13 protein-coding genes are annotated in these 12,557 nt (G+C 73.1%); 4 read left to right on the top strand and 9 right to left on the bottom strand.

Annotation, left to right across the window (positions count from 1 at the left end):
- Positions 1-65: 65 nt before the first annotated feature.
- From ACE3Q3_RS01875 to ACE3Q3_RS01865, 3 genes are read right to left on the bottom strand one after another with little or no spacing between them, the layout of a single operon-like run.
- Positions 66-1,319: an ATP-binding protein gene (locus tag ACE3Q3_RS01875; RefSeq protein WP_374440920.1), complete on the bottom strand. Its 1,254-nt coding sequence runs from the start codon at positions 1,317-1,319 to the stop codon at positions 66-68.
- Positions 1,320-1,344: 25 nt separating this feature from the next.
- Positions 1,345-2,040 (bottom strand): response regulator, encoded by a 696-nt coding sequence (locus ACE3Q3_RS01870; protein WP_374440917.1) that lies wholly within the window; start codon positions 2,038-2,040, stop codon positions 1,345-1,347.
- A 4-nt stretch (positions 2,041-2,044) separates the two neighbouring features.
- Positions 2,045-2,368, bottom strand: a complete 324-nt coding sequence (locus ACE3Q3_RS01865) for a PepSY domain-containing protein (RefSeq protein ID WP_374440914.1) — start codon at positions 2,366-2,368, stop codon at positions 2,045-2,047.
- Between the two features lie 132 nt (positions 2,369-2,500).
- Between ACE3Q3_RS01865 and ACE3Q3_RS01860 the strand changes: the two genes are divergently transcribed.
- The gene (locus ACE3Q3_RS01860) at positions 2,501-3,085 is read left to right on the top strand and encodes a PepSY domain-containing protein (RefSeq protein WP_374440911.1); all 585 of its coding nucleotides are present in this window, start codon (positions 2,501-2,503) and stop codon (positions 3,083-3,085) included.
- Between the two features lie 81 nt (positions 3,086-3,166).
- On the opposite strand, the gene rpmB is transcribed toward ACE3Q3_RS01860, so the two are convergent.
- The 3 genes from rpmB to meaB form a co-directional block, all read right to left on the bottom strand.
- Positions 3,167-3,469: a 50S ribosomal protein L28 gene (gene rpmB, locus ACE3Q3_RS01855; protein WP_374440908.1), complete on the bottom strand. Its 303-nt coding sequence runs from the start codon at positions 3,467-3,469 to the stop codon at positions 3,167-3,169.
- A 92-nt stretch (positions 3,470-3,561) separates the two neighbouring features.
- Positions 3,562-4,728 (bottom strand): Na+/H+ antiporter NhaA, encoded by a 1,167-nt coding sequence (gene nhaA / locus ACE3Q3_RS01850; RefSeq protein ID WP_374440905.1) that lies wholly within the window; start codon positions 4,726-4,728, stop codon positions 3,562-3,564.
- On the bottom strand, positions 4,725-5,723 hold the full coding sequence (gene meaB / locus ACE3Q3_RS01845) for a methylmalonyl Co-A mutase-associated GTPase MeaB (protein ID WP_374440902.1): 999 nt from the start codon (positions 5,721-5,723) through the stop codon (positions 4,725-4,727). The genes nhaA and meaB overlap by 4 nt, the downstream gene beginning before the upstream one ends.
- A gap of 186 nt (positions 5,724-5,909) precedes the next feature.
- Between meaB and ACE3Q3_RS01840 the strand changes: the two genes are divergently transcribed.
- Positions 5,910-7,280, top strand: coding sequence for a calcium-binding protein (locus ACE3Q3_RS01840; RefSeq protein ID WP_374440900.1), 1,371 nt, complete (start codon positions 5,910-5,912; stop codon positions 7,278-7,280).
- Between the two features lie 3 nt (positions 7,281-7,283).
- On the opposite strand, the gene ACE3Q3_RS01835 is transcribed toward ACE3Q3_RS01840, so the two are convergent.
- A complete protein-coding gene (locus tag ACE3Q3_RS01835; protein WP_374440898.1) occupies positions 7,284-9,152 on the bottom strand; it encodes an ABC transporter ATP-binding protein/permease in 1,869 nt (622 codons plus the stop codon).
- Positions 9,149-10,315, bottom strand: a complete 1,167-nt coding sequence (locus ACE3Q3_RS01830) for an MFS transporter (protein WP_374440895.1) — start codon at positions 10,313-10,315, stop codon at positions 9,149-9,151. Before ACE3Q3_RS01830 ends, ACE3Q3_RS01835 begins: the two co-directional genes overlap by 4 nt.
- Before the next feature lie 174 nt (positions 10,316-10,489).
- On the opposite strand from ACE3Q3_RS01830, the gene ACE3Q3_RS01825 reads away from it, so the two are divergent.
- Together ACE3Q3_RS01825 and ACE3Q3_RS01820 are read left to right on the top strand one after the other, a co-directional pair.
- A complete protein-coding gene (locus ACE3Q3_RS01825) occupies positions 10,490-11,404 on the top strand; it encodes a hypothetical protein (protein ID WP_374440892.1) in 915 nt (304 codons plus the stop codon).
- 100 nt (positions 11,405-11,504) lie between these two features.
- Positions 11,505-11,660 (top strand): hypothetical protein, encoded by a 156-nt coding sequence (locus tag ACE3Q3_RS01820; protein ID WP_374440889.1) that lies wholly within the window; start codon positions 11,505-11,507, stop codon positions 11,658-11,660.
- Positions 11,661-11,704: 44 nt separating this feature from the next.
- Here the strand turns inward: ACE3Q3_RS01820 and ACE3Q3_RS01815 are convergent, their stop codons facing one another.
- Complete coding sequence (locus ACE3Q3_RS01815; RefSeq protein ID WP_374440886.1) at positions 11,705-12,556, bottom strand: sulfurtransferase; 852 nt, start codon at positions 12,554-12,556, stop codon at positions 11,705-11,707.
- Between the last annotated feature and the right edge of the window lies 1 nt (position 12,557).

The following is a 12,557-nucleotide window of genomic DNA, read 5'->3' as shown; positions in this document are numbered from 1 at the left end:
GTTTTTATTGAATTCAATAAAACACGGGGGCGGACGCAAACATCCGCCCCCGTGTTTGTACCACATCAGCTCGATATTTTGATATTGGCGGCCTTGACCACTTTTTTCCATTTCTCGACATCGCGGGCGATCGCCCGCAGGAACTGCTCAGGTGGTCCGCCGGCCGGCTCGACGCCGGCGCCGGCGAGGCCGGAATCGAGCCGCGTCCGGGGGTGGAGTGCGCGCGCCTTGTCGGCCTGGGCGCGGCCGGGACCGTCGTCGGCGATGGTGAGGCGCAGCCGGCCGTCGGCGACGACGGCCGCGACCGCGATGCGGCCGCGCGACCACTTGAAGGCGTTGTCGAGCAGGTTGCCCAGCATCTCCTCCAGGTCCTGGCGCTCGCCGGCGAAGGCGACGTCGTCCGCCAGGTCGCGCGACACGGTCACATGGCGATCGGCATGGATGCGCTCCAGCACGGCCAGGAGATCGGCCAGGACCGGGCCGACGGCGACGCGGGCGCCGAGCACGCCATGGGCGGCCGCCGCGCGCGCCCGGCGCAGGTGGTGGCGGATCATCCGGTCCATCTGGCCGACCGCCTCGGCCAGTTCCGGCGAGCCGCGGCGGGCCGCCTCCAGGGCGGCGACCGAAAGCGGGGTCTTGAGGGCGTGGGCGAGGTTGCTCGCATGGGTGCGGGCGCGCGCGACCACCTCCTGGTCGTGGCGCAGGAGCGCGTTCACCTCCCGCACCAGGGGCGCCACCTCGGCGAAGGTGTCGGGATCGAGCGCCTGGCGCCGGCCGCCGCGGATGTCGGCCAGTTGCCGGCCGATGCGACGGAACGGCGCGAGGCCGATCGTCGTCTGGAGCAGGACCGCGACCGCGAGGCCCAGCCCGAGCACCGAGAGCGCGATCGCCAGCGTCCGGCCGATCCGCGCCGCCTCGAGGTCGATCGCATCCTGGGGCCCCGCGACGGTCAGGGTCAGCGGGCTGGGCGATCCCGGCACGGTCGCCGTGCGGCGGAGCAGGCGCAGCGGCCGCCCGTCCGGTCCGACCGCCCCGGCATTCCCCGCGGGCGCGATCTGCTCCGTCCACAGGGACCGGGAGCGCAGGCGGACCACGGCGCCGTCGGCCACCTGCCAGTACCAGCCGGAGAAGGCGCGCTCGAAGGCCGGGTCGGCCAGCGGCCGATCGAGGGTCACTGCACCGTCGGCGGTGACCTCGACCGCGGCCAGCAGCGCGGTCAGCGTCGCCGCCAGGCGCTCGTCGAAGCCGTGCTCCAGCGTTCCGCGCAGGAGCTGGCCGATCCAGACCCAGGCGACGACGAGGGCGACGGCGATCCACAAGGCCGCCCCCGCCAGCAGGCGAACCCTAAGGGAGGCTGCCGTCCGCACCGCCCTCGCCCCCCTCCTCCGCCGTCAGCCGGTAGCCCTGGCCGCGAACCGTCTGGATGCGGTCGCGCCCGACCTTGCGCCGCAGCCGGCCGATGATGACCTCGAGCGAATTGTAGTCGCGCTCGACATGGTCCTCGTAGACATGCTCGCTCAGTTCGGAGCGCGACACGACCTGTTCCCGGCGATGGATCAGGTAGGCGAGGATGCGCCATTCGAAGGCGGTCAGAGTCAGCGCCGCGCCGTCGAGCGTGAAGACGCCGAGCAGGGTGTCGAAGGCGATGGCACCGCAGCGCAGCACCGTGTCGCCATGGCCATGGGCGCGCCGGATCAGGGCGCGCAGGCGGAAGACCACCTCCTCGGCCCGGAACGGCTTGACCAGGAAATCGTCGGCGCCGGCCTTGAAGCCCTCGACCTTGTCGGCCCAGGCGTCGCGCGCGGTCAGGATCAGCACCGGCAGCGTGCGGCCGGCCCGCCGCCACCCGTGCAGCACGGCGATGCCGTCCCGCCCCGGCAGGCCGAGATCGAGAACGGCGGCGTCGTAGGGCTCGGTCTCGCCCTGGGCGGCGGCGCGGTCGCCGTCGCCGGCGACGTCGACCGCATAGCCGGCCCGGCGCAGCGTCTCCGCCAGCGCCGTCGCCAGCCGGAGGTCGTCCTCGACCAGCAGGACCCGCATCGGCCTAGCGTCCGTCCGGCTTCAGCGCGTCGACGAAGCCGTGCCCCTCGACTTCGAGGAACTCGCCGGTCGCGGCGTCGAGCCGGATGCGGATGACGTTGCCGCGGCGCGTCAGGAACCGCACCTCGTAGGCGAGGCGCCCGTCGTCGTCGCCGCGGATGTCGGCGTCGAGGACCGTGCCGTCGAAGCGGCCGTTGACCCGCGCCAGCACGGCCGCCAGCGGCAGCACGCCGCGCCGCGGCCGGTCGTCGGCCAGGGAGGCGGCGGCGGGCAGCCAGGCCAGCAGGGCGAGGAGCGTGCGTCGGGCGATCATCGGTCGAACGGACAATGCCGGGTTTCCCTTGAACCGAAGCTGAACGGATGGTTTGGAACAGGTTCAGGGGCGAACCGCTATCCCTGGCCTCCATCGGACGGCGGCCGGGCAGCGGGCCCGGTGCCGGCCGGACCAGGAGAGATCGCCATGAACCTCACCCACAAATCGCTCGCCGCCGCCGGCATCCTCGGACTGGCGCTCGCGGGTGCCGCGGGTGCCCAGACCCCGATCCGCGATGTGCTGGCGCCCGCCGGCATCACCATCAGCGGCACCGTCACCGACGTCTTCGGCAACAAGTTCGTGCTGGAGGATGCCAGCGGCAAGGTCCTGGTCGAAAGCGGGCCGGAATGGCACCGGCGCCTCGACATCCAGGCGGGCGAGAAGCTGAGCGTCTCCGGCCGGCCCGACGGCCGCAACTTCGAGGCCTTCACCATCACCCGCGCCGACGGCACCCGGATCGAGATCCGCCCGGCCGGCGCGCCCCCGCCCTGGGCCGGCCCGCGCGACGACCGCGGCCCCCGCGGCGACCGCGGCCCCCGCCACGTCGCCCCGCACGAGGAGAAGCCGCGCGCCGAACTGATGGAGATCCTCCGCCAGGCCGGCTACCGCGACCTCGACGATGTCGAGCGCAAGCGCAACCACTACGAGGTCGAGGCGCGCAACCGCTTCGGCGAGAAGGTCGAGGTCCATATCGACCTCGCCGGCAACATCTACCGGGAAAAGCGGGACTGAGGTCCCGCCGTCCCTCGCCCCCGAAATGCAGACGGCCCGCCGAAAGGCGGGCCGTCTGGCATTCGCTCGGGAAGCCGCGACTCAGGCGGCGGCGGCCGCCTTCTTCTCCTGCGCCTTCTCGATGCGGCGCTTCAGGCGCAGCGCCTCGCTCGGCAGCTTGGAGTCGCTGGTGCCGAGCAGGAAGGCGTCGATGCCGCCATTGTGCTCGATGGTGCGCAGTCCGTGCGTCGTGACGCGCAGCCGCACGGTCGCCCCCAGCACGTCCGACATCAGCGAGGTGACCTGCATGTTGGGCAGGAACCGCCGCTTGGTCTTGTTGTTGGCGTGGCTGACATGGTGACCGGTCTGCACGGCCTTGCCGGTCATGGGGCAGCGACGGGCCATCGAACTCGCATCCTTCGGGGCATATTGCGGGGCGGTCCCGCCAGGGGGCGGACCGCGGAAGTCGGGCCTTCTACGCGAGCCCGGCGGCGCCGTCAAGCATTGCCCGGGCGCGCGCACCAGCGCAGCCAGGCGGCTCCGGCCAGCGCCGAAGCAAGGGAGCCGACGAGGACGCCGAGGCGCATCTGGTCGAGCACGCGGTCGGAGTGGAAGGCGAGGCTGCCGATGAAGAGGCTCATGGTGAAGCCGATGCCGGTCAGGAGTGCCGCGCCATAGAGCTGCGACCAGGAGGTGCCGCGCGGCAGGCGGGCGACGCCGGCGGCGATCGCCAGCCCGGCCGCCAGCATGACGCCGGCCTGCTTGCCGACGAAGAGCCCGAGCGCGATCGCCGCCGGCAGCGGTTCGGCCAGCGTCGCCGGCGACATCCCGGCCAGGACCACCCCGGCATTGGCGAAGGCGAAGAGCGGCAGGATCGCGAAATTGACCCACGGCGCCAGCCCGTGCTCGAAGGCATGGGCGGGGCCCTCGCGCCCGTCCCGCCCCGACAGCGGAACCGCGAGGCCGAGCGCCACGCCCGCCAGCGTGGCATGGATCCCGGACTTGAGGACGGCGACCCACATCACCGTTCCGACGACGACGTAGGCGGCGACGCGGACGACGCCCAGCCGGTTGAGCAGCGCCAGCAGAACCAGCGCCAGGGCGGCGACGACGAGTGCCGTCGCCGACAGGTCGCCCGTGTAGAAGACGGCGATGACGAGGATGGCCACGAGGTCGTCGACGATCGCCAGCGTCAGCAGGAAGATGCGCAGCGCCGGCGGGAAGCGCCGTCCCAGGAGGGCGGCGATGCCGATCGCGAAGGCGATGTCGGTCGCCGCCGGGATCGCCCAGCCGCCGAGGATCGCCGGCTCGGCGCGGGCGACGGCGAGATAGACGGCGGTCGGCGCCAGGACGCCGCCGAGCGCGCCGGCGATCGGCAGCGCCGCCACCCGCGCGTCGCGCAGCGACCCCGCCACCGCCTCGCGCTTCAGTTCCAGCCCGACGAAGAGGAAGAAGAGGGCCATCAGCCCGTCGTTGATCCACAGCAGCAGCGGCTTGGCGATCTCCAGCGCACCGACCCGGACGGCGACCGGGACTTCCAGGAACAGGGCGTAGAGCCGGTCGAGCCCCGGCAGGTTGGCCGCCAGCATGGCGAGGACGGCCGCCGCCGCCAGCAGCAGGCCGCTGCGCGCCTCGTCCGAGAGATGGCCGAACCGCCGGGTCATCCGCGTCCTTCATGGCCGAGGAAGCGCTGGACGAGGCGCCGGGCGGCGGCGGCCGGGGGCTGCCGGCCGGCCGGCACCTCGCGCTCGGCCGCGCCGATCCCGTCCGCGACGGCCGGATCGTCCCGGAAGGCGGCGCGCAGCCCCTCCTCGATCTCGGTCCAGAGCGCCGCCCGGGCCTGGGCGGCGCGCCGGCGCTGCAGGGCGCCCGCCGCCTCCATGGTCGCGCGATAGCGCTCGATCGTCTCCCAGGCGGTCGCCAGCCCGGCGCCGGTCTGGGCCGAGACCGGCTCGACCACCGGCTTCCACGGCGGGTTCGCCGGCCGGAGCATCCGCATCGCCGCACGGTAGTCGGCGGCCGTCCGCTTCGCCGCCGCCTCCAGATCGCCGTCCGCCTTGTTGACGAGCAGCAGGTCGGCGATCTCGACGATGCCCTTCTTCAGGCCCTGGAGTTCGTCGCCGCCCCCCGGCAGCAGCAGCAGCAGGAAGAGGTCGACCATTTCGGCGACGGCCGTCTCCGACTGGCCGACGCCGACGGTCTCGACGAGCACCACGTCGAAGCCGGCGGCCTCGACCAGCGCCATCGCCTCGCGCGTGCGCCGGGCGACGCCGCCCAGCGTGCGCCCCGCCGGCGACGGTCGGATGAAGGCGGCCGGGCTCCGCGACAGTTCCTCCATCCGCGTCTTGTCGCCGAGGATGGAACCGCCGCTGACCTTGGACGAGGGATCGACCGCCAGCACCGCCACCTTGTGGCCGCGGCCGACGACATGCAGCCCGAACGCCTCGATGAAGGTCGACTTGCCGACGCCGGGCACGCCCGAGATGCCGATGCGGATCGAGCGGCCGGCCGCCGGCATCACCGCCGCCAGCAGCGCCTCGGCCGCCGGACGGTCGTCGTCGCGCGCCGACTCGACGAGGGTGATCGCGCGCGCCAGCGCCCGGCGCTGTCCCGCCAGCACCCCGGCGGCGAGGTTCTCCACGTCTGTGCTGTCGGGCAAGGCTGGCCACTCCCGGATCGGTGCCCTCGATCGAACGGCCATCATAGCCGACCCGCTCCCCCAGGGGACCGTCGCCGCGTCACCCAACCATGAGGATAGATTCCCCGTGGATGATTGCCCACACATGCATCATGCTCGTCACGGCAGCACGCTTCCAGGTCCATCCGCAGCGACGGAGACCGGTCGATGGCTCAGCTCACGGGCACACAGAATGCCGACCTCCTGGTCGGCACGGACGAAGCGGACACCATCCACGGGGCCGACGGCAACGATCGCCTTCTCGGTCTGGCGGGAAACGACTCCCTCGACGGCGAAGGCGGCGACGACACGCTCGTCGGGTCGGACGGCGACGACACGGCAGATGGCGGACCCGGTCGGGACCAGATTGCCGGCGGCAACGGTACCGACCTGATATGGGGCTCGGAAGGGGCCGACACGATCGACGGCAACGACGGCGCCGACGAGATCGTCGGCGATTCCGACGCCATTCTCGGTGGCGACGACGACCTGATCGCCGGCGGCGGCGGGAACGACACGATCCTGGGCATGGGCGGCGGCGACCAGATCCTGGGCGGTCCCGGCGACGACCGCCTGTCCGGCGACGGCTGGGACCCGACCAATCCGCTGCCGAACCTGGCCGACACGCTGCGCGGTGGCCAGGGCGCGGACACGATCCTCGGGGGAGGCGGAGACGACCGGCTGTTCGGCGACCTCGACGACGACGCGCTCCATGGTGACGTCGGGGCCGACCTCATCTTCGGCGGCCCGGGAAACGACCAGTTGGTCGGCGACGACCCCGCCACCGGCTCCTCGGCCGACACGCTGTTCGGCGGGCTCGACGAGGATGGGCTCTATGGGTTCGGCGGCGACGACTGGCTCTACGGCGACATCGGCAAGGACTTCCTCTCCGGCGGATGGGGCAATGACTCGGCATTCGGCGGCGACGGCCGCGACGCGGTGTTCGGCGATGCCGGCAACGACAGCATCCTGGGCGGTCCCAACGCCGACCTCTTCGCGCTCCAGGACGAACTCCTGGTCGGCGGCGAGGGCGACGACACCATCCATGGCGGCGCCGACGACGACCTCGTGCTGGGCGGGCCCGGCCAGGATTCGTTGATGGGCGACCGCGACGCCGATTCCGTCCACGGCGGGGCGGGGGACGACACGGTCGCAGGCGGAGACGGCGACGACACGGTCGCCGGGGATGGCGGAAACGATTCGGTCTTCGGCAATGGCGGCCGCGACACGCTGCTCGCGGGACCCGGCAACGACCACCTGGAAGGTGGCGACGGCGACGACGTCATCCTGCTGGATCGTGCGCCGATCGGTCACGATTCGGTCGTCGGATTCGAGACCGGCAGCGACATCGTCCGCATCCCGCAACTCTTCGGCGGGCTCGCGATCGGCGACCCGAGCGCCATGGCGGCGCGGGTCCTGGCGCTCGGCGGAAACGCCGTGGTCGACCTCGGCGAGGCCGGCAGCCTGACCTTCGTCGGCATCGCCGCCGACGCGGTCAAGGCGAGTCCGGCGGCCTTCTTCTCGTTCTACGAGATGTAGGGCTCACGCCACGGGGGGCGCCGCGTTCCCCTGCTCCGCCGCGACCCGGGCCAGTTCGTCGGCCAGCCGCGCCGCCTCGGACTGGCGGCGCCACATCCCGGCATAGAGGCCGTTCCGGGCGACGAGCTCGGCGTGGCGCCCCTGCTCGACGATGCGGCCGGCGTCCAGCACCAGGATCTGGTCGGCATCGACCACGGTCGACAGGCGGTGGGCGATGACGATGGTGGTATGCCCGGCGGCGACCCGGTCGAGGGCGGCCTGGATCTCGCGCTCGGTGTTGGTGTCGAGCGCCGAGGTCGCCTCGTCGAAGACCAGGATGCGGGGCCGCTTGAGGATGACACGGGCGATGGCGACGCGCTGCTTCTCCCCGCCCGACAGCTTCAGGCCGCGCTCGCCGACCTGGGTCCGGTAGCCGTCGGGGAGCCCCTGCACGAAGTCGTGGAGCTGCGCCAGCCGTGCCGCCTCCTCGATCTCCTCCGGCGTCGCCTCGGGGCGGCCATAGGCGATGTTGTAGAGGATGGTGTCGTTGAAGAGGACGGTGTCCTGCGGCACGACGCCGATGGCGGCGCGCACGCTCGCCTGGGTGACGGCGCGCACGTCCCGCCCTTCGATCTCGATCGCGCCGGCGGTCGCGTCGTAGAAGCGGAAGAGCAGGCGCGCCACCGTCGACTTGCCGGCCCCGCTCGGGCCGACGATGGCGATGCGCTCGCCGGGGCGGGCCTCGAACGAGACGTCGCGCAGGATCGGCCGCCTGGGGTCGTAGGCGAAGGAGACGTCGCGGAAGCGGAGATGCCCCGGCCCGTCCGGCAGCGGCGGCGCGTCCGGCGGGTCGCGGACGTCGGCCTCGACGTCGAGCAGCGCGAACATCTGCTCGAGGTCGATCAGCGACTGCCGCAGGTTGCGGTAGACGAACCCCAGCGCGTTCAGCGGCACATAGAGCTGCAGGAGATAGGCGTTGACGAGGACGAAGTCGCCGACGGTCATGGTGCCGGCGACCACGCGCTCGCCGGCCAGCAGCATCATCGCGGTCAGGCCGACGGCGATGATCGTCCCCTGGCCGACATTGAGGAAGGAGAGCGAGGCCTGGGTGCGCAGCGACGCCCGCTCGTAAAGCGCCAGCGCGCCGTCGTAGCGCCGCGCCTCCATCGCCTCGTTGCCGAAATACTTGACCGTCTCGTAGTTGAGCAGGCTGTCGACGGCGCGGCCGTTCGCCTCGCTGTCGCGCTCGTTCTTCTCGCGCCGGAACTTGACCCGCCATTCGCTGACGCTGGTGGTGAAGGCGACGTAGATGGCGATGGTGCCGATCGTCACCAGCGCGAACTCGACGTCGTAGAGGCCCCAGAGGATGGCGGTGACGAGGCCGATCTCCAGCATCGTCGGGACGATGCTGAAGAGCAGCAGGTTGAGCAGGAAGCTCGTTCCCTCCATGCCGCGCTCGATGGCGCGGCTGAGGCCGCCCATCCGTCGCTCCAGGTGGAAGCGGAGGCTGAGCCGGTGGAGGTGGGAGAAGGTCTCGATGGCGATGCGCCGCACGGCGCGCACCGCGACCTTGGCGAAGATGGTGTCGCGGAGTTCGCCGAAACCCTGGGCCAGCACCCGCACGAGGCCGTAGCCGACGACCAGCGCCACCGGCAGGGCGATGGCGACCCCCGTCCCCTGCGGCGTCAGCGCGTCGACGGCACCCTTGTAGAAGAGCGGCACGGTGACGTTGACGAGCTTGGCGAAGAGCAGGCAGGCGAGCGCCGCCGCCACCCGCAGCCGCAGTTCCGTCTCGCCCTGCGGCCAGAGATAGGGCAGCAGCGCGGCGAGCGTCCGCAGCGGGCTGCGCCGGTTCCCGGCCGTGCGGTCGGTGACGGGGCGCCGTTCCCTCATCGCCGCCCCCGCGTCTCGCGGGCGATGGCGAGGACGACGAACGCCACCGGCAGGATGACGACGGCGCCGAGGAGGAACGGCGCCGACTTGCCGAGATGGGCGAAGGCGACCCCGGCCGCGAGCGGGCCGAGCACGCGGGCGAGGCTGCCGGCGGACTGGTTGACGCCCAGCACCATCCCCTGGTCGCCCGGCCCGGCCCCGCGCGAGACGAGCGAGGCGAGGCTGGGGTTGGCCATGCCGAAGCCGATGCCGAGCAGCGCCGAGGCCGCGAACAGCATCGCGACCGTGGTCGTGGCGGCGATGCCGGCGAGCCCGGCCGCGATCAGCACGAGCCCCGCCGCAAGCAGCCGCGCCTCGCCGAAGCGGCGGGTGAGCGGGCCGATCGCCCCGCCCTGGAGCACGGCGCCGATGATCCCGACGAAGGCGAAGAGATAGCCGTTCTGGGCCGGCCCCCAGCCGAAGGTGCGCGACGACCAGAGCGCGAAGGTCGTCTCCATCCCGGCGAAGACGGCGATGGTGGCGAAGCCGATCAGGATGAAGCGCGCGACCCCGCCCCCGCCCAGCACGCGGCGGATCGCGACCAGGCGCGACAGGCGCGGCGCCGGCGGCACGGTGCGGTCGAGGCTCTCGCGCAGGACCAGCGTCGCCCCGGCGAAGGCGATCGCCGAGAGACCGGCCGCCGCCAGCGCCGGGGCGAGGAAGTCGACGTCCTGCGGATCGTGCCCGGCGAGCACGCCGCCGATCGCCGGTCCGAGGATGAAACCGAGGCCGAAGGCGGCGCCGATCAGCCCCATGCCCTGGGCACGGCGCTCGGGCGGGGTGACGTCGGCGATGTAGGCCTGCGCGGCGGCGATGTTGCCGGCCATGGCGCCGGCGGCGATCCGCGCCAGGAACAGCACCGCCAGCGACGGTGCCCAGGCGAGCAGGAGGTAGGCGACCACCGACCCGGCCATGCTCGCCATCAGCACCGACCGCCGGCCGATGCGGTCGCTGAGGCGGCCCCACAGCGGCGCCGTCACGAGCTGCGCCAGCGAATAGCTCGCCATCACCATCGTCACCAGTTCCGGCCCGGCGCCGAAATGCTCGGCATAGAAGGGCAGGAGCGGAATGACGATGCCGAAGCCGACGAGATCGACGAAGACGATCAGGAAGAGGACGGGCATGAAGGCCGGACGGGCATGACCGGGCTAGATAGCCTGCTTCCGGCCCGGCCGACAGGGGCATGGCGGCCGCACCCCGCCGCCGGCGTCCGACCCGTTCGGCCAGGGCTTCCGGCCGGAGGGGAGATGCCGCTATTTTGCCACGATCGACGGACGGGCGGAGTCGGGGCGGAGGCGATGGCGAGACGGATCGCGGCGATCTTCCTCTTGGTGCTGTGGCTGCCGACGGCGGTGCTGGCGCAGGTGCCGGCGCCGCCCGGCCTCGCTCCTGCGCCGGCGGCGCCGACGGTTCCGGTCCCGGCGCCTGTCGGCGCCGCGGCCCCCGAGCGCGACGACTGGCTGCCGCTCGTCGCCGGCCTCGGCGCGATCGCCGGCGTCGTCGGCTTCAACCTCGCCGCGCTCGGGCTGCAGGCGCTGCCGGGCGGTTTCGCCTACGGCGCGGGTTCGGTGGTCGCGGCCGAGATGTCGGTGGCGATGAGCCGGGTCTACGCCGTCGCCAGCGCCGTGGCGGGCGGCCTCGCCGGCCGCTACGCCTACCAGGAATGGGCCGGGAACTGGCGGGCCAGCGCCGACGAAGCCGTCGAAGCCGCGCGCTCGTGGCTGCCGGTGGTCGACCCCGAGCTGCTCTGGGCCGGCGTCGGCGCCATCGCCGGAGTCGCCGTCTTCAACGTCCTGGCCGCGCCCTTCGCGACCGTGCCCTGGGCCGGGGGCGTCCTGGCGGCGGTGCCGCTGGAGATCGCGCTCGGCAGCCGGCTCCTTGCCGGCCTGTCGGTGGCGGCCGGCGCCATCGGCGCCACCGCCGTCTACGACTGGGTGACCGGCCATGCCAGCGACTATGCCCGGGTGTCGGTGCTGGCCGCGGGCGCCCTCGGCGGCATCGCCGTCGGCAACCTCCTGACCGGCACCATCGGGTCGCTGCCGTACTATCCCGGCGCCGGGCAGGCGGCCAGCGCGGCCGCCGGCTTCGCCTCCTCGACGGCGCAGGCGGCGAGCCGCGTCTATGTCGTGACCTCGGGCGTCCTCGGCGCCTGGGCCGCCGACTGGGCGTGGCGGGCCGCCACCCTGCCGAAGATGCCGCCCGGTCCGCGATAGGGGGCGGACGGACGGCGATCACGATCCCGCGAGCGCCGATTGACCGCCGGGACGCTCGGCGCGCAGCCTGACCCTGCCCCAACGGCAAGGAGACCATGACATGCGCGCACTGCTCTCCCTCGTCGCCGCGGCCGGCGTGATGGCGGCCACCGCCGGCGTCGCCTGCGAATACACCAAGGCCAAGACCGCCATGACGCCGATGACCCCGGCGCCGGTGGCGAGCGCCCCCGCCCCGGCGACCCAGCCGGGCGGCTGATCCCGCCTTTTCCGCCGCCGTCCCTTCCGGGCGGCGGCGGCTTCTCAGTCCCGCACCAGCGGCCGGACCGGATCGCGCGCCCATTCCTGGAGCGAGCGGGCATAGACCGCGGCGTCGCGACCGATCGTGGCGAGGGCCAGCGCGTCGCTCGACGCCGCGACCCCGCCGCCGCAATAGACGACGATGCGGTCGGCATCGAGCACGCCCGCGGCGCGGAACAGCACCGCCAGACGCTCGGGCGGCAGGTAGGCCGTCGTCTCCGGGTCGGTCAGCGCCCGGGCCGGGACGTTGACGCTGCCCGGGATGCGGCCCGGGCGGCCATAGTGGACGCCGCCGCGGCCGGCATGCTGCTCGGGCGACAAGGCGTTCACCAGGATGGTGCCGGGATCGCCGATACCGGCCGCGACCGCATCGGCATCGACGAACACGCCCGACCGCGGCCGGGCGACGAAACGGGCCGGCGGATGCGCGACGGGGCCCGTCTCGACCGGCCGCCCCTCGGCCGTCCACTTGGTCCAGCCCCCGTCGAGGACGACCGCACCGTCGAAGCCGTAGTGGCGCAGCGTGTTCCACACCCGCGCCGCCCACATGTGGTGGTTGCGGCAATAGAGGACCGGCCGCACGCCCGCGCCGATGCCCAGCGCCTCCGCCGCCGCGGCGAAGCGGTCGGGCGGCGGCAGGGCGTAGCGGAAGGGCTGCTCCGGATCGGAGAGCGCCAGGATGTCGATATGGGCCGCGCCCGGCAGATGGCCCGCGAGCCAGGCCGCCCGCCCGCTCTCCGACACGAGGTCGGCACCGTCGGGCGCCGGTCGGGTCAACAGCGTGCAGTCGAAGACGCGCAGGCCCGGATCGCCGAGATGGTCGGCGAGCCAAGCGGTCGAGACGAGCGGACCCAAG

The sequence above is a fragment of the Allostella sp. genome (assembly GCF_041913585.1).
In the GTDB taxonomy this organism is placed as follows: Bacteria; Pseudomonadota; Alphaproteobacteria; order ATCC43930; family Allostellaceae; genus Allostella.
Note: the sequence above shows the minus strand (reverse complement) of the source record. Positions and strands in the feature narration are given on the sequence as shown.